Raw genomic sequence first — 15,873 nt, 5'->3', positions numbered from 1 at the left:
ATTGGAAATATACAGATTTGTTGGAAAAGCCGCATAGCGACTGACCCGACGTCGCTGACGCCAGGTCGCCGGGGCCCTCTCCTGTCGGGTTATCGCCGCCGGGAATCGCGGCGTTTCACCCCTTGGCGGTACGACGGAGGGCGGCTACGGTCGAGCGAGCCGCACCGGAAGGCCCTCATTGACCTCGATGGACACACCGCATCCCGACCTCGTGCGTCGGGCCGTCGCCGGTGATCCCGCGGCGGTGGCCGGGGTGCTGACACAGATCAGACCGATCGTCGTGCGCTACAGCCTGGCCCGGTTGGGCCATGTCGGCGTCGGAGGCGCGACCGCGGAGGACGTCGCCCAGGAGGTCTGCGTCGCGGTGCTTCGCGCGCTGCCCCGCTTCACCGACCAGGGTCGGCCCTTCCTCGCCTTCGTCTACGGCATCGCTGCGCGCAAGGTCGCCGACGCCTGCCGCACGGCGAGCCGGGACCGCACGGACAGCGTCGCCGACGTGCCGGACACCGCCGACCCCACGCCCGGGCCGGAACCACTGGCCCTCGCCGCCGACCTGGGCGCCCGCCTCAACGAGTTGCTGGCCCAACTGCCGGCGATCCACCGGGAGATCCTGGTTCTCCGGCTGGCGGTCGGCATGACCGCGGACGAGGTCGGTACGGTGCTCGGCATGACCGGTGGTGCCGTACGGCTGGTGCAGCACCGCGCGCTCACCCGGCTGCGCGCCGTCGCCGGGGACACCCTGGCTGCGGTGATCCGATGACCTCCAACGTTCCTCCCCCACCTGAGGACCCGGTGCTGCGGGACGACGAACTGCTCGACGCGATCCGTCGCGGCGAGCCACCGGCCGCCGATGACCCGGTCGCCGCCCTGCTGACCGACTGGCACGCCGAACTGGAGGCCCGAGCCGCGGCTGTCGACGCCGCGGCGTCGGGTTCTGTCGCCGGACCGGATCGGCTACCGACGAGCCCGGAGACCGCCACGGCGGCCGGAGGCGGGCGCGACGACGCGACCACGGCGGACGAGCGGTCCGACCCGACGCGCGGCGGGCGGAGTGCTGCGCCCGCGATGCCACCGGCGGCGGACGTGGTGCCGGCGGCGCGGCGGAAACGACACCGCCCCGGGCGGGCGCCACGACGGTATGGGCGGGTCTTCGCCGGATCGGCACTGACCCTGCTGACGATGACCGGCGGTCTCTGGCTCGGGTCGGCCAGGGCGGAACCGGGCGGGCTGCTCTGGCCGGTCGCCGAACTGATCTGGACCGAGCGGGCCGAGTCGCTGCGTACCGAACAGGAGATCGATCGGATGCTGGACCAGGCCCGACGCGACCTCACCGCCGGCCGATACGCAGACGCCCGCGCCCACCTTGAGCGGGCCGCAGCTCTGCTCGCCGCGCTCGGCGACGACGAGCACCGGGCCCGGCTCCGGGTCGACCTCGACGACCTGCGGCAACGACTGCCGACGGCCGACCCGCCGAAGCCGGCGCCGGGTGCCCCGACGACGTCCGCGTCGACGACACCGCCCGGCACCCCGTCGAGCCCGGCGCCGACCGGGCCGCACGACGCGGGCGGCGACACCGGCGCACCGGCCGTCGTGATGATCCCGTCCGCCACGGAACCTTCGGCGGAGCGAACGCAGCCGGCCCTGCCGACGCGGCCCGACCGCCCGTCCCGGCCCAGTCCCCACACCCCCGAGGAGTCGGGCCCGACGGCGCCGGCGAGCGGAGATGGCGCACCGGAGCGGAAACCACCGGCAACCCCGCGGCGACTCCCCCCGACCGCCTCGGGCGGAACTGCTCCGACGGCGACGGACGATACGAACCAGCTCCCCCGGTCGGGCCCACCGCCGGCGCGGTCCGGGCCGCTGCCGCCGGGCCACCCGGCCGCCGGCCGAGCGGCTGCTGCCCGGCCGGACGGGGCTGATAGCTTGCCCCGATGAGTCTGCGGCGTCGGCGGGTGGCGCTCGGCTTCCGTCTGGCGAGCGTGATCAGCGTGCTGGCCGGGATCGTGCTCACCGCGCTCGGCCCGGCCACGGTGACCGGGCTGCTGCCGTACTTCACCATCCAGAGCAACGTGGCGGCCGGGCTCTTCGCCGGCTACGCCGCCTGGCGGGCCTGGCAGGACCGCCCCGAGCCGCCCTCGGCGCTCAAGGGCGCGGTGACCCTCTACATCACCATCACCGGGGTGGTCTACCACCTGGTGCTGGCCAACCCGGCCAGCCCGTTCGCAATGGTCCAGCCGGACCGGGCGTTCGGCGAGGCGCTGGGCAACCAGTTCCTGCACACCGTCGTGCCGCTGCTCGCGATCGCGGACTGGGCGCTGTTCGACCGGCGCGGCCGGCTACGCCCCCGGTACGCGGCCTGGTGGCTGGCCTTCCCGCTGGCGTACCTCGGGTTCGCCCTGGCACGCGGGCTGGTCGTGCACCGCTATCCGTACCCGTTCATCGACGCGGGGCAGCTCGGCTACGGCGGTGTCGGGCTCAGCTCGCTCTTCTTCGCGTTAGCGTTCTGGCTGCTCGGTCTGCTCCTCGTCGGCGTCGACCGGGGGCTGGCCCGGCGGGGTGCGAGCCGCCCCGGGGTCGCCGCCGGCGGCCCGGCGACCGCCGCGCCCGGCCCGGAGGCCGCGCCCGCCACCGAGACCGAGCCCGAGGAGACGACCGCCGGGCAGCGCTGACCCTCCCGTCGGGGACTGACCGACCGCTCAGCGCCGCCGGGGTCGGCCGCCGGAGGCCCGGTCCCGCCCGTAGGCGTCGGCGCGGCCCCAGCGGCCCGGCACGTCGAGCAGCTCGATCCGGCCGAACCCTGCCGGCATCGCCGGGTCGACCAGCAGGTTGTCTCCGCAGGGACGCAGTCCGAGGAGGGTGCCCAGCAGCATCAGCAGCGCCCCGGACGACCACGACTGCGGCCGGCCGGCGACCGGGAGCTGGACCGGGTACTTCGTGACCTCGCGCGGATAGCCGGCGATCACCTCGGGCAGCGAACCGCCGAGCGTCTCCGCCACCGCGAAGATGCCGGCCGTGATCCGGGCCGCCTCGGCGTCGTACCCGTAGCGGCGCAGACCAGACGCGGTCAGGGCGTTGTCCGCCGGCCACACCGCGCCGAGGTGCGCGCCGACCGGGTTGTACGGGCACTGCCCGTCGGCGTACGTCCGCACGCCCCAGCCGCTGAACAGGTCCGGGCCGCACAGGTGGGCGGCCAGCGCGCCGGCGCGCTCCGGCGCCACGATCCCGCTCCACAGCAGGTGGCCGAGGTTCGAGGTGAGCGCGTCGACCGGTGTGCCGTCCGGCTCCAGCGCCAGCGCGTAGTACTCCCGATCGGGCAGCCAGAAGTCCCGGTCGAACCGCTGCCGCAACCGCGCGGCGTCGGTCTCCAGCCGGTCGGCGTACCCCGGGTCGTCCCAGACCTCCCGGGCGAGCCGGGCCCCCCGGATCTTCGCGTCGTACGCGTACCCCTGCAGTTCGCAGGTGGCCCGGGGGAAGCCGGGCTGGCGCCCGCGCCGGTCCACGATCGCGTCGGGCGAGTTCCGCCAGCCCTGGTTGACCAGGCCGCCACGGGTGTTGCGCCGCTGGTAGCGCAGGTAGCCGTCGCCGCACGAGTCGCCGTAGTCGTCGATCCAGTCCAACGCCATCCGGGCCGGGTGGCGCAGTTGCCGGACCAGCGCGGTGTCCCCGGTCCACCGCTCGTACTCGTCGAGCAGGATGACGAAGAGGGGGGTGGTGTCGGCGGCGCCGTAGTAGGGCCCGGTCGGCTGGTCGCCGAAGGCGGCCGCCTCCCCGTAGCGCAGCTCGGCCAGGATCTTGCCCGGCTCCTCCTCGTGGTGGTCGTCGAGCTGGCCGCCCTGCACCAGGGCGAGCAGCCGCAGCGTGGCCGAGGCCAGCTCCGGGGTGAACGGCAGCGTCTCCAGACAGGTGATCAGGGCATCCCGGCCGTACAGCGCCATCGCCCAGGGCAGGCCGCCCACCGGCACCCGTTCGGGGTACGCCAGCGGCGTGTAGCGCAGCACCGCCAGGTCGGTCAGCGCGCACTCGTACGCCGACTCCACCGAGTCGCGTTCGGCGACGAGCTGCGGTGCCCGGTCGAGCCAGCGCGCGAGCTCCTCCCGCATGGTCGAACGTACGGCGTGCCGGTGGGACTCCAGGCTGGCCCGCAGGTCCCGCCCGCCGGCGCCGTGGATCACCGCGCCGACGTGCAGGTCGGTGCTCCACTCGCCGTCGGCCTCGACCCGGATCCGGAACGTCATCCCGCCCTGGTCGACGGCGGCGGAGGTGGTGCTGGACACGACGGTCTCCCGGGTGAACCGCTCCCGTTGGTAGCACAGCCGCAGCTCGCCCCGGTCGGAGTCGGCGGTGGCCGTGACCCGGCGGGGCGCCGGATGGCCGATCTCGGCGGTGTCGGCGAAGTCGCTGCCGATCTCCATGCGCAGGACGAACTCGGTGGGCTCCGTGGCGTGGTTGAGCACGGTGATGCGCTCGTTGAAGCTGTCGTTGATGGACCGGTGCCGGATCACCGACACGGCGGCGTCCACGTAGTGACTGGCAGCGCCGGGCACCAGCACGAACCGGGTCTCGAAGTAGGCAATGTCGTCCCGGGAGAGGGCGTGCAGCCGCTGCCCGTCGAGGGTGAGCACCCAGCGGGACATGAACCGGGTGTCGAAGGAGAAGAGCCCGATGGGGGCGCGCGGGTCCACCTCCATGTCACCCTGCGCGTCGCTGACCGCGAAGGAGTTGCCGGCGACGACACTCACCAGCTCCTGCCTCATGCCGTGCCACCCCGCCCGCAGGCCGCGTCGCGCGGGTGCCGGGCGCCGGGCGGACCCGGGAAGAGCCGGCGCAGCGTCAACAGCAACCGGAGGTTTCCCTGCGCGGTGAGGTCGTTGCTCAGCAGCGCCGCGACGAGGTGGAGCCGGCCGGCGGCCAGCCGGTCGAAGACCTCGCGGTCGGCGCGGACGATCAGCTCGGCCTCGTCGGCGGAGCGGGCCACCTGGACGTTCTGGTGGTCGATGGTCAGGTACCAGTGCTCGGTGTGCCCGCCGTCGTTCAGGTCGAGGCGGAGCGTGCCGGCCGTGTTCTCCGGCAGCTCGGGATGCCGGCCCGCGACCCCCCGTTCCAGGTGCTCAACCGCCGAGACGCCCATCGGTCCCCCTCCCGTCCCCGGTCGTCCCCGCAGGATCCCCGGCGGTGGGGTGAGTTCAACTCACCCGATCCGGGTGAGCCCCAGGCAGCCTTCCCGGCCGGCGCGGCGTCAACCAGGCTCGATGAGCCCCCGCACGTAGGCGGCCTGACCGGCGTGCTGGAGGTTGTCCTCCAGCAGGCTGATCAGCCGGACGCCGGCGGTCACCGGCGGGTCCCAGTTCTCGTCCACCACCCGGTCCAGGTCTCCCGGCCGCAGCCCGCGCAGGTACGCCCCGGTCCGCTCGGCCACCGCCCGGTGGTAGTCGAGCAGCGCCTGCCCGCTCTCCGGGCGGCAGGCGAGGACCTGCTCGGTCGTGTACCCGAAGCCGGTGTCGTTCGGGTCGGCGGTCAACCCGAACCGGCCGGCCCAGTCCCCGGAGACCCAGACCTGCTCCTCGCCCAGCAGGTCGGCGACGCCGCTGTCCTGGATCCGGGTCAGGTGCCAGATGAGCCAGCCCACCGTGTTGGCTCCCGGCGCCGGTGGCTGCCGCAGCTGTTCGGGACCGAGCCCGTCGACCGCCGCGCCGACCAGGTCGGGCAGCCGCCCGTACGCCTCCGCCAGCAGGTCCGTCACATCCACGGTCCACGCTCCTCCATGTCGGTGCCACCCGGGCAGTACCGCCCTCGGGGCCGGGCAAACCTCACCTCTAGGGTGAGCGACGTGGTCGCGGCGCTGGAGCTGTATCTCGACACCGACGCCACCCGGCGGATCCGGGTGCTCTGGGACGCGTTGGAGTCCGAGGGCGTACAGAGCATGCGGTCGCTGCTGGAGCAGCGGCACCGCCCGCACGTCTCGCTCGCCGTCGCCGCCCGCTTCGACCCCGACCAGGTCGCCGAGGCTCTCGCCGGGACGGTGGTGGCCGCGCCGCTGCGGCTGGAGTTCCAGCACGCCGGCCAGTTCGTCGGCCGGGTGCTCTGGCTCGGGCCGACGCCCACCACCGAGCTGCTCGCCCACCACGCCCAGGTGCACCACCGGCTGGCCCGCGCCGGCATCACGCTGGTCGAGCACTACCAGCCGGGACGGTGGGTGCCGCACTGCACGCTGTCCATGCGGGTGCCGAACGCCCTGATGGCCGCGGCGGTGCGCCGCTGCCTGGAGGTGCTGCCGCTGACCGCCACGGTGGTCGGGGCGGCGATCACCGACCACGCCCGGGGCATCTCCCACCCGTTGGCCTGAGCGTCGCCCTCCCGGTGCCGGAGCGTCAGCGCGACCTGAAGTCGAGGATGAAGGTCGGGTACTCCGGCTGCGGGCAGGGCTCGCCGCGGTGGCCGAGCCGCTCGTAGAAGGGAGCCGCCCGCTCCCGGTGGGCCTGCCATTCCAGGTACCGGACCCACCCGGCGGCCCGGTCCGACACCGCCGCGAGCAGCGCCCGCCCCACGCCGTGCCGGCGCCGGTCCGGGCGGACGTAGCGGTCGTGCAGCCGGGCCACCCGGTGCGCGTCGCCGGAGCGCAGGTGCGGCCCCTGATCCTGGGCGGCGGCGTACCCGGTCAGCCGTCGTCTTTTGCGCCATCTGCCGAGGTGCTGGCGACGTCGACGGACTGACGCAAGCTGGTAAATACGCAGGTCAGGGCACTCCTGGCCACCCAGCGACGTGCGGCCGGCGGCCCTGGAGCACACCCTCGGAGGCACGCCATGGCCGCTCCCGTCATCCGTTCCGTCACCGTCAGCCCGGCGGTGCTGCTGCCCGGCCAGTCCACCACCGTCGTCGTCGACGCCTACCATCCGGACTCCCGGGTGCTCACCCTTTCCGGGCGGGTCAGCGACCCCACCGGCGCGGCCTGGGACACCCCGGTCCGGGTCGACCTGGGCGTGCCGCTGACCTGGCAGCTCACCACCACCGCGGCGGGGGTCACCATCACCCCGAGCGGCACCGACCCGGCCCGCTTCACGGTGACCGTGCTGGCCGGCCGGAGCACGGTGACCCTGACCGCCACGGTCCGGGACGCGGCCGGACGGACCGCGACCGCGACCGCCATGGTGACGGTGCCAACGCTGGTGGGGATGAGCGCCGAGAAGGGCGCCCGGACCCAGCGGATCGTGGCGGACTACCCGGCCATCCGCTACATGCGGGACTTCGGGTCGGACACCGGCGACGCGGACGCCCTGCCGGAGCTGCCCCCGTTGACCGCCGGGAAGTTCGTCGACGCGCCGGCGGCCGTCATGCACGTCTCGTGGAAGGACGACGTCGAGCAGCTCACCACCTGGCTGGACGGGTTGACCCGGCCGATCTACCTGACCTGGTACCACGAGCCGATGGGCGATGTCGCCCCGGCGACGTACCGGGCCACGGCGACCCGGCTGGCCCAGATCGTGGCCGCCCATCCCAGGCGGCGGTACGTCCTCGGGCACGGCCCGATCGTGACCCGGTACTGGCTGGACGAGGGGCGCGGCAACCCGACGGACTGGGGTTACCCGGGGATGACGCACTACGGGGTGGACTGCTACTCGCGGGACACCTCGACGTACTGGACGGCGGCCCGGATGTTCGGCGTCGCGTTCGGCAAGATCCGCGCCGCGTACCCCGGGCTCCGGCTGCTCGTCCCCGAGTACGGGCTGAGCCGGACCACCACCGACACCACCGGCGCCGGCCGGGCGCAGGCGCTGCGGGACCACGTCACCTGGCTGCGCCAGCAGGCCGACGTGGACGCGGTGGCGTACTGGAACAACTGGGCCGAGTTCGAGCTGCCCGACCCGCCCCTGGAGTCGACCGCGTGGCGGAACCTGCAGGCCGCTTGACCGGACTATCGGAGAGTCTGGGCTTACCGCTCGTGGCCACCTACAAGGAGCGACGGCGGCTGGCCGGTCCTGCTGCGGCAGTGCGCCGCGACGGTCCGACCCGCCACCGGGGGGCCTCCGGCCCGGCCACCCGGCCGGACCGGGAGGCCCGCCGGGCGGGACCGGACCGCGGCACCGGGGACGGCACGAATGGCCGTTCCCGCGGAGCGGAATAAGCAGGCGCCATGAGGAAGCCCGCTTGACCAGCAACGCCGCGCCCCCTGCGTACGACCACCTCTGCTGGGCCTACGACGACCCGGCCGTGCTCGACTCCCGCGCGATGGCCTTCCTCGCGGCCGGCGAGCGGGTCTGGCTCGCGGCGCCGAGCAGGCGCGGCTCGCTGACCCACCGCCTGGACGGCCTGCCCGGCCTCGCTGACGCGCTGCGCACCGGGGCCGCCCGGATGGTTCCCGTCGACGACGCCTACCGGCGCGAGGAGGTCATCGACCCGGAGACCCAGGTGCGGCACTACGCGGCCGCCACGGCGGACGCGCTGGCCGACGGCTACACCGGTTTCCGGGTGGCGGCCGAGACGACCTCACTGGTCCGCACTCCCGCCCAGCGGGACGCGTTCACTCGGTACGAGCACCTCATCGACCGCTACATGTGCGTCAATCCGATGTCGGCGATCTGCGCCGGGAGAACGGGCCATCGCCGAACTGGCCTGCCTGCACCCCCGAGACCAACGCCGACGTGCTGTTCCGCCTGTACGCCGCCGACCCGGACGAGGGCGCGGTCGCGCTGGCCGGCGAGCTGGACCCGTCCAACCACCGGCTCTTCGCCACCGCGCTGGACCGCGCCGACCCGCAGCCGGTCGACGGCCGGCTGGTGGTCGACGGGATGGACCTCCGGTTCATCGACCATCGCTGCCTGATCCACCTGGGCGAGCACGCCCGGCGTCGCGGCGTCACCGCCGTCCTGCGCACCTCCCGGTCGTCCGCGGCCCGCCTGGTCGAGCTGCTGGACCTCCCCGACGTCCGGGTCGAGGTCATGCGATGAGGACCGGTGCCGCCGCCGGCCACGTCGGCTACTACCACGAGGCCCTCCTGTTCGACTCGGACGAGCACCTGCTCGCCGTGGTGCTGCCCTTCCTGCTCGGTGGCGTCGAGCCTTCCTGCTCGGTGGCGTCGAGGCCGGCGAGCCGGCCGTGGTGAGCTTCGGTGGGCGCCACGCCGAGCTGGTCCGGCAGGCCCTGCCCGCCGGCTCGGGCGTGACGTTCCTGCCCGGCGGCACCGTCTACGACCGGCCGACCTCCGCGATCCGCTCCTACCGGAAGCTGCTCGCCGCGTTCGTGGCCGACGGCGCCCAGCAGATCCGCATCGTCGGTGAGCTGCCCTCCGAAGCGCTCGGCTCGACGTGGGACTGGTGGGCGCGGTACGAGTCCGCCGTCAACCATGCCTACGACGACTTCCCGCTCTGGAGCATGTGCGCGTACGACACCCGAGTCACCCCGCCCCGGGTGCTGACGGACGTGGCCCGCACCCATCCCCGGGTGGCCCGGCCCGACGGCAGTCACGTGCCCACCGGCGTCTACACCGAGCCGACCAGCTACCTGGCCGAGCCGCGGGCGATGCTGCTCGACCCGGTGCAGCGGACGGTGCCGGTGGTCGAGCTGGCCGACCCGACGCCCGCGCAGGCCCGCGCCGCCGTCCATGCCGCCGACCGGGGGCAGCTCCCCGCCGACGACGTCGAGGACTTGGTGGTGGCGGTCAGCGAGATGGTGACCAACGCCCAGGGCCACGGTCTCCCACCCGTGTCGATGAGGCTGTGGAGCGGCGCCGACCGCATCGTGGTCACGGTGAGCGACGGCGGCGACGGACCGAAGGACCCGTTCGCCGGCCTCCTCCCGGCGACCAACGGCTCCCCGGCGGGTTGGGCCTCTGGATCTCCCACCAGTCCTGCAGCCACGTGGCGCTGCACCGCGGCCCGGACGGCTTCACGGTCCGGCTGACGGCCGTTAACCCGGACTTCCCGGTCTGATCCGGTCGTCCCCCGCCCTCCCGTGACCGGGAAAGGCGGCCACGTGGTGACCGGTCACCCGTCGGTGAGGACGACGTGCAGGCGGCGCGGGCCGTGCACACCCTCCACCCGGTTCAGCTCGATGTCGCTGGTCGCCGAGGGCCCACTGATCCAGGTCAGCGGGTGGCCCGGGGTGAGCCGGGCGAGAGCCTCCGGCACGGTGGCCACCACCTGCTCGGGGCGCACCACGCAGACGTGCCGGTCGGGCAGCAGGCTGATGATCCGCCGGCCCTGGTCGGCGGCGGCGTCCAGGACGATGGTGCCGGTCTCGGCGACGGCGACCGCCGCCGCGGTGACCACCGCGTCCAGCTCGGCCAGCCGGTCGGCGGACAGGTCGTCGTCGACCACCACCTCGATCCCGCCCGGTCGCCAGTCGGCGGGCAGCCCGGGCGGCACCACCACCGCCGTGGCGCCCTCGGCGGCGAGGATGCCGGCGACCGTGTCGGCGACGGCGGCACCGGTGGCCCGGTACACCTGGGCCCGGTAGTCGGTCAGCCGCTCGGCGAGCAGGTCGACCAGCTCCGGGTCGCCGGGCGGCAGCTCCCCCTGCCGGCGGTGGCCCGGCCGGTGACGTACCGGCGTGGGAGGTGCGGCGGCCAGGGCGGCGCGGAGCCGGGCCAGCGTGACGTCACGGGCGATCATCACGCCTCCGCTCCGACCACCACTGCCGGAAGGTCTGTGGCGGCGCGGCCGGCATGTCCCGGCTGGCGGTCCAGCCGTTCAACGGCGGGGGCAGGGCGCGACCGGCGATCCGGCCCAGCCCCGCGGCGCGTTGCGCGGCCGCGTACAGCCGGGGATGGTCCATCGTGTACGCGGCCGCGGCCATCGCGACCGCCTCGGCGCTCGGCATCCGGTGCGCCGCGCGGCGCTCGGCCACGTGCCGGGCGCGCAGGTGGACCAGGACGGACGGGATGTCGATCATCACGGGGCAGGCGTCGAAGCAGGCCCCGCAGAGCGACGACGCGTACGGCAGGGAGGCATTGTCGGCGACCCCGGTCAGCTGCGGGGAGAGCACCGCCCCGATCGGCCCGGGATAGACCGACCCGTACGCGTGCCCGCCGGTGCGCTCGTACACCGGGCAGACGTTGAGGCACGCCGAGCAGCGGATGCAGTGCAGCACCTGCCGGCCCACCTCGTCGGCGAGCACCGCGCTGCGGCCGTTGTCCAGCAGCACCAGGTGCACCTGTTGCGGCCCGTCGCCCGGGGTGACCCCGGTCCACATCGAGGTGTACGGGTTCATCCGCTCCCCGGTCGACGCCCGGGGCAGCAGTTGCAGGAAGACCCCGAGGTCGTCCCAGGTGGGGATGACCTTCTCGATGCCCATCACGGTGATCAGGGTCTCCGGCAGGGTGAGGCACATCCGCCCGTTGCCCTCGGACTCGACCACCGCGAGGGTGCCGGTCTCGGCGACCGCGAAGTTCGCCCCGGAGACGGCCACCTTCGTGCTGAGGAAGGTGGCGCGCAGGTGCCGCCGGGCGGCGGCGGCCAGCGCGGCGGGCTCGTCGGTCAGCGCCGGGTCCACCCCGGGCATCTCGCGCAGGAAGACCTCGCGGATCTCGGCCCGGTTGCGGTGGATCGCCGGGACCAGGATGTGGCTGGGCCGGTCCCGTCCGAGCTGGACGATCAGCTCCGCCAGGTCGGTCTCGACCGGTTCGATCCCGGCGGCCTCGAGCGCCTCGTTGAGGCCGATCTCCTGGGTGGCCATCGACTTGACCTTCATCACCCGGTCGGCGCCGGTGGCCCGGACCAGGTCGGTGACGATCCGGTTCGCCTCGACCGCGTCGGTCGCCCAGTGCACGGTGCCGCCGGCGGCGGTGACCGCCGCCTCCAGCTGTTCGAGCAGCTCGGGCAGGCGGGCCATGGTGTCGCTCTTGATCGCCCGCCCGGCGGCCCGCAGCTCCGGCCAGTCCGGCACCTCGCTGATCACCGCCGACGACTTGGCCCGAATGGTGCCGGTGGCGTGCCGCAGGTTACGGCGGAGCTGGGGGTCGGCCAGGGCGCGGCGGGCGGCGACCGGAAAAGGCTCGTCGCCGCGCAGGTGGCCGACCCCGGGCGGGGCCGTCGCGGGCAGGCCGAGGAACGTCTCCGTCATCGCCGCCCCTCCCGGTCCGTCGCCCTCACCGGGCCACCCCCTCGGTAGTCCGGCCGGTCGGGTCGCCGGAGCGGCCCGCCTCCGTGCTGGCCAGGATCTCGGCCAGGTGCACGGTTCGGACGCCGGCGCGCAGCCGGGACAGCCCGCCGCCGATGTGCATCAGGCAGGAGGCGTCCCCGGCGGTGCAGACGTCGGCCCGGGTGGCCAGCACGTGGCGCATCTTGTCGGCCAGCATCGCCGTGGAGGTGTCCGCGTTCTTCACGGCGAAGGTGCCACCGAAGCCGCAGCACTGCTCGGCCTGCGGCAGCTCCACCAGGTCGAGGCCGCGGACCTCGCGCAGCAGCCGCAGCGGCCGGTCCCCCACCCGGAGCATCCGCAGCGAGTGGCAGGTCGGGTGGTAGGTCACCCGGTGCGGGTAGTACGCCCCCACGTCGGTCACCCCGAGCACGTCGACGAGCAGCTCCGACAGCTCGTACGTGTGCCGGGCGACCTCCTCGGCCCGGCCGGCCAGCCGCTCGTCGCCGGCCCGGCGGGCCACCATCGCGTGCTGGTGCCGCACCGAGCCGACACACGAGCCGGACGGGGCGACCACCACGTCGTACGGGGCGAAGGCCCGCACGTGCCGGCGCACCAGCCGCAGCGCGTCGTCCGGGTAGCCGGTGTTGACGTGCATCTGCCCGCAGCAGGTCTGCTCCTCGGGGAAGGCCACCTGGTGACCGAGGCGTTCCAGCAGCCGTACCGTCGCCCTGGCCGCCTCGGGGAAGAGGGTGTCGGCCAGGCAGGTGACGAACAGGGCGATCCGCATGTCCAGCCCTTCCAGGTCGCGTCCCGGTGGCCCGTCGCGCGGCGGCGTACGCGATCCGTCGAGTGTCCCTCAACGACCCGGCGGGCGCCACCGGTTGCGGCGCGGCGGATAGCCTCGGGTGGTGAGCCCGCGCCGCGGTCCCGGCCCGGCCCGGCCTTCCCTGGCGCGGGACCGCTCCTTCGTCACCTACTGGATCGCGCAGGCGGTCTCCGCGGCCGGGGACTCCTTCGCCTACCTGGCGGTGCCGCTGCTGATGCTGCACGCGACCGGCTCGGTGGCCCGGATGGGCCTGCTCACCGCGGTGGCCGGGGTCGCGTCGGTGGGTGCGGGCGTGTTCGGCGGGGTGCTCGTCGACCGGTTCGACCGGCGCACCCTGATGATCGTCGGTGACCTGGTCCGGCTGGTGCTCTACGGACTGATCCCGCTGGCCTGGCTCGCCGGCCCACAGGTGTGGCTGCTCTTCGCGGTGCTGCCGGTCTGCGAGGCGGTCGGCATGGTCTGTCAGGTCGCCTCGGTGACCGCGGTGCGCAACCTGGTCGACCGGGAGCGGATCACGGAGGCCAACGGGCGGCTGCACGCGACGTACGCCGCGGCCGCCGCGGTCGGGCCGCTGCTGGCCGGCCTCGTGTCGGCCCGGTTCGGTCCCACCGCGGCGATCGGCGTGAACGCGGCCAGCTTCGCGCTCTCCGCCGTCGGCCTCCGGCTGGTCCGCCTCCGCCGGCCGGACCCGGACGCGGCCGCCCCGCCCCGCGAGCGACCGCTGGCCGAGTTCCTGGCCGGCGCGCGGTTCCTCTGGCGACAGCCGGTGCTGCGGTCGCTGACCGCGCTGCTGTCGGTCTTCATCTTCCTGACGTTCGGCCTGACCGACGTGCTGATCTACCACGTCAAGCACGACCTGGGCGGCTCGGACCGGACCGTCGGCACGGTGCTCGGCCTGGCCACCCTCGGCACGGTCGCCGGGGCGCTGCTGGTGGCCCCGCTGCGCCGTCGGCTCGGCTTCGGCGTCACCTGGATCGGCGCGACCGGCGTCTGCGGCGTCGCCGTCGCCGGAATCGGGCTGGCCGGCACCGTCCCCGCCCTCATCGCGGCGGCCGCGGTCCACCTCTGCTGCGTCAGCGTGGGTGGCATCTGCTCGATGTCGCTGCGCCAGGAGATCACGCCCGATCACCTGCTGGGCCGGGTCACCTCCGCGTTCTGGAGCACGCACTTCTCGCTGGGGCCGGCCGGCGCTGCCCTGCTGACCTGGGCGGCCGGCCGGTACGGGGCCGCTCCGGTCTGTCTGGTGGCGGGAGCGGGCTGCCTGCTGGTGGCCGTCGGCGGGTGCTGCGGCCCGATTCGCCGGGCGGGATCGGCGCCGGTGGCGGACGAGCGGGAGCTCCGGCCGGTGCCGGGCTGACCGCTTCCGGGACCGCACCGGCCGGCCGAGAGCGGGATCCGGCCGAACGGTCACGGCATCCCACCGGGACGGTGGTGGGGCACGCCGCCGGGCCGTTCCGGGGTGGCGGTACCGTTGCGCCTCATCATGCCCTGCGGGGCGGTCATCCGCCGGCCTGGCGCTGGCGAACCGACGGAGGATGGCGCAATGTCCAACGGCGAGGAACCGTTCGCACCACACGAGGACGCGTCGGCCCGGCCGAGCTTCGAACTCGCGCTGCGCGGCTACGACAAGCGGCAGGTGGACCGGTACGTCAAGCGGCTGGACGGCGAGGTGTCCACGCTGACCGCCGACCGGGACCGGGCGTACCGCCAGGTCCAGGAGCTGACCGTGCAGTTGCAGCGGGCGCAGACCGAGGCGGCGGAGCTGCGGCAGCGACCGGCGCAGGTGGACCGGGCCTCGTTCAGTGACCTGGGACCGATGGTCGAGCAGATCCTCGACCTGGCCGAGAAGCAGGCCGGGGCGATCAGCGAGACCGCCGCGAAGCGGGCCGCCGAGCTCCACGCCCAGGCGGAGAAGGCCCTCACCGCGGCGCGGGAGCAGGCCGCCCGGGAGCTGCGCGAGCTGGACGAGGAGTTGGACGCCCGGCGCGCCGAGCAGGAGCAGGCGCACGAGGAGCGGCGGGCCGCCGCGCAGGCCGAACTCACCGCCACCCGCGAGCTGGCGGAGAAGCTGCGGACCGAGGGTCAGGCCGCCCACGAGCGGGCTCAGCAGGAGGCGAAGCGGATCGCCGAGCAGAGCAACCAGCAGGTCGAGCAGGCCCGCTCCGCCTCCGAGGCGCTGGTGAAGGCGGCGCGGACGCAGATCCAGCAGGAGGTGCAGGCGAACCGCAGCAAGGCCCAGCAGGAGCTGGCCCAGTGGCAGGCCAACATGGCCCGGGAGCTGGAGGAGCGGCGGGCCGCGGCCGAGCAGGAGCTGGCCGACCGGGCCACCGCGGCCGAGCGGGACATCGCCGCGCTCGTCGCCGAGGCCCAGCAGTACGCCACCGAGGTCCGGGAACGCGCCGACGAGCAGACGAGCGCGCACCAGGAGCAGCTCTCCACCGTGCAGCAGGAGCTCCAGCAGCGGCAGGAGGCGCTGGCCCAGCTCCAGGCCGAGCTGGAGACCGCCGGCCAGCAGCTCGACCGGTCCCGGCAGGAGATCGCCAGCATCGAGCAGGAGGGCGCCGAGCTGGAGGAGCGCCTGGTGGAGGTCCGCCGCGACCTGACCACCGAGACGAAGCGGCTGGAGGACGCCCGCCGGGCCGCCGACCTCGCCGAGCAGCACGCCAAGGAGGTACGCGCCCGGGTGCAGCGCGAGGCGAAGCGGGTGGCCGACCTGGCCGCCGCCGCGGTGATGGCGGCCGCCGCGGGCGGCGGGGAGACCGCCGAGTACCCGCAGGTGGGCGCCCGCGCGGCCGCCGAGGCGTCCCCCGCCCAGCCGGTCTCCGCCCAGCCGGCCCCCGTCGAGCGGGTCCCCGCGCCGCGGGAGCCCTTCGACGCCTTCGCGGTGCGGACGCCCGCCGAGGGGACGCCCGCCGGGCGGACCGGCGAGGAGCCGGCCGCGCAGCCCGGCGCGGAGGTCCCGGCCACCGCCTGAG

17 protein-coding genes and 1 pseudogene are annotated in these 15,873 nt (G+C 74.6%); 11 read left to right on the top strand and 7 right to left on the bottom strand.

Translation table 11 applies throughout. The annotated features are described in order from the left end of the window. Positions 1–187 precede the first annotated feature (187 nt). The 3 genes from shbA to DKT69_RS10625 are packed head-to-tail and all read left to right on the top strand — an operon-like array spanning position 188 to position 2,669. A complete protein-coding gene (shbA, locus tag DKT69_RS10635) occupies positions 188–760 on the top strand; it encodes an RNA polymerase sigma factor ShbA (protein WP_109801393.1) in 573 nt (190 codons plus the stop codon). Then, on the top strand, positions 757–1,935 hold the full coding sequence (locus DKT69_RS10630) for a hypothetical protein (protein ID WP_146231027.1): 1,179 nt from the start codon (positions 757–759) through the stop codon (positions 1,933–1,935). The genes shbA and DKT69_RS10630 overlap by 4 nt, the downstream gene beginning before the upstream one ends. Then, entirely contained in the window at positions 1,932–2,669 is a 738-nt protein-coding gene (locus DKT69_RS10625) for a Pr6Pr family membrane protein (protein ID WP_109801391.1), read from the top strand. Before DKT69_RS10630 ends, DKT69_RS10625 begins: the two co-directional genes overlap by 4 nt. Positions 2,670–2,696: 27 nt before the next feature. Here the strand turns inward: DKT69_RS10625 and DKT69_RS10620 are convergent, their stop codons facing one another. From DKT69_RS10620 to DKT69_RS10610, 3 genes are all read right to left on the bottom strand, one after another. Further along, positions 2,697–4,754, bottom strand: coding sequence for an amylo-alpha-1,6-glucosidase (locus DKT69_RS10620; RefSeq protein WP_109801390.1), 2,058 nt, complete (start codon positions 4,752–4,754; stop codon positions 2,697–2,699). Beyond that, positions 4,751–5,128 carry an SCP2 sterol-binding domain-containing protein gene (locus DKT69_RS10615; RefSeq protein WP_109801389.1) on the bottom strand — a complete coding sequence of 126 codons (378 nt, stop codon included), beginning with the start codon at positions 5,126–5,128 and terminating at the stop codon, positions 4,751–4,753. Before DKT69_RS10615 ends, DKT69_RS10620 begins: the two co-directional genes overlap by 4 nt. A 108-nt stretch (positions 5,129–5,236) precedes the next feature. Continuing rightward, positions 5,237–5,746 carry a mycothiol transferase gene (locus DKT69_RS10610; protein WP_109801388.1) on the bottom strand — a complete coding sequence of 170 codons (510 nt, stop codon included), beginning with the start codon at positions 5,744–5,746 and terminating at the stop codon, positions 5,237–5,239. Between the two features lie 81 nt (positions 5,747–5,827). Here DKT69_RS10610 and DKT69_RS10605 point away from each other — a divergent pair, with 81 nt between their 5' ends. Beyond that, positions 5,828–6,343, top strand: coding sequence for a 2'-5' RNA ligase family protein (locus DKT69_RS10605; RefSeq protein ID WP_109801387.1), 516 nt, complete (start codon positions 5,828–5,830; stop codon positions 6,341–6,343). Between the two features lie 25 nt (positions 6,344–6,368). On the opposite strand, the gene DKT69_RS10600 is transcribed toward DKT69_RS10605, so the two are convergent. Further along, a complete protein-coding gene (locus DKT69_RS10600) occupies positions 6,369–6,797 on the bottom strand; it encodes a GNAT family N-acetyltransferase (protein WP_236647617.1) in 429 nt (142 codons plus the stop codon). 3 nt (positions 6,798–6,800) lie between these two features. Between DKT69_RS10600 and DKT69_RS10595 the strand changes: the two genes are divergently transcribed. The 5 genes and pseudogenes from DKT69_RS10595 to DKT69_RS10585 all read left to right on the top strand — a co-directional run bounded on the left by DKT69_RS10595 (position 6,801) and on the right by DKT69_RS10585 (position 9,894). Then, positions 6,801–7,904, top strand: a complete 1,104-nt coding sequence (locus DKT69_RS10595) for a hypothetical protein (protein ID WP_109801386.1) — start codon at positions 6,801–6,803, stop codon at positions 7,902–7,904. Positions 7,905–8,223: 319 nt separating this feature from the next. Continuing rightward, positions 8,224–8,520: pseudogene (locus DKT69_RS39650) on the top strand (MEDS domain-containing protein); the annotation flags it as partial. Between the two features lie 29 nt (positions 8,521–8,549). After that, entirely contained in the window at positions 8,550–8,942 is a 393-nt protein-coding gene (locus DKT69_RS39645; protein WP_236647628.1) for an STAS domain-containing protein, read from the top strand. Further along, positions 8,939–9,097, top strand: coding sequence for an MEDS domain-containing protein (locus DKT69_RS39640; protein WP_236647615.1), 159 nt, complete (start codon positions 8,939–8,941; stop codon positions 9,095–9,097). Before DKT69_RS39645 ends, DKT69_RS39640 begins: the two co-directional genes overlap by 4 nt. Continuing rightward, on the top strand, positions 9,094–9,894 hold the full coding sequence (locus DKT69_RS10585) for a sensor histidine kinase (protein WP_236647605.1): 801 nt from the start codon (positions 9,094–9,096) through the stop codon (positions 9,892–9,894). Before DKT69_RS39640 ends, DKT69_RS10585 begins: the two co-directional genes overlap by 4 nt. 83 nt (positions 9,895–9,977) lie before the next feature. On the opposite strand, the gene DKT69_RS10580 is transcribed toward DKT69_RS10585, so the two are convergent. The 3 genes from DKT69_RS10580 to DKT69_RS10570 are packed head-to-tail and all read right to left on the bottom strand — an operon-like array spanning position 9,978 to position 12,859. Next, positions 9,978–10,604, bottom strand: a complete 627-nt coding sequence (locus DKT69_RS10580; protein ID WP_109801385.1) for a LutC/YkgG family protein — start codon at positions 10,602–10,604, stop codon at positions 9,978–9,980. Next, positions 10,591–12,054 carry a lactate utilization protein B gene (locus DKT69_RS10575; RefSeq protein WP_109801384.1) on the bottom strand — a complete coding sequence of 488 codons (1,464 nt, stop codon included), beginning with the start codon at positions 12,052–12,054 and terminating at the stop codon, positions 10,591–10,593. Before DKT69_RS10575 ends, DKT69_RS10580 begins: the two co-directional genes overlap by 14 nt. 25 nt (positions 12,055–12,079) lie before the next feature. Continuing rightward, positions 12,080–12,859 (bottom strand): (Fe-S)-binding protein, encoded by a 780-nt coding sequence (locus DKT69_RS10570; protein ID WP_109801383.1) that lies wholly within the window; start codon positions 12,857–12,859, stop codon positions 12,080–12,082. A gap of 121 nt (positions 12,860–12,980) precedes the next feature. Here DKT69_RS10570 and DKT69_RS10565 point away from each other — a divergent pair, with 121 nt between their 5' ends. Continuing rightward, positions 12,981–14,255, top strand: coding sequence for an MFS transporter (locus DKT69_RS10565; RefSeq protein ID WP_109801412.1), 1,275 nt, complete (start codon positions 12,981–12,983; stop codon positions 14,253–14,255). A gap of 186 nt (positions 14,256–14,441) precedes the next feature. Beyond that, positions 14,442–15,872, top strand: a complete 1,431-nt coding sequence (locus tag DKT69_RS10560; protein ID WP_438361825.1) for a coiled-coil domain-containing protein — start codon at positions 14,442–14,444, stop codon at positions 15,870–15,872. Position 15,873: the final 1 nt, after the last annotated feature.

The sequence above is a fragment of the Micromonospora sicca genome (assembly GCF_003172935.1).
GTDB lineage: Bacteria > Actinomycetota > Actinomycetes > Mycobacteriales > Micromonosporaceae > Micromonospora > Micromonospora sicca.
This window is presented reverse-complemented; position numbering and strand designations above follow the sequence as displayed.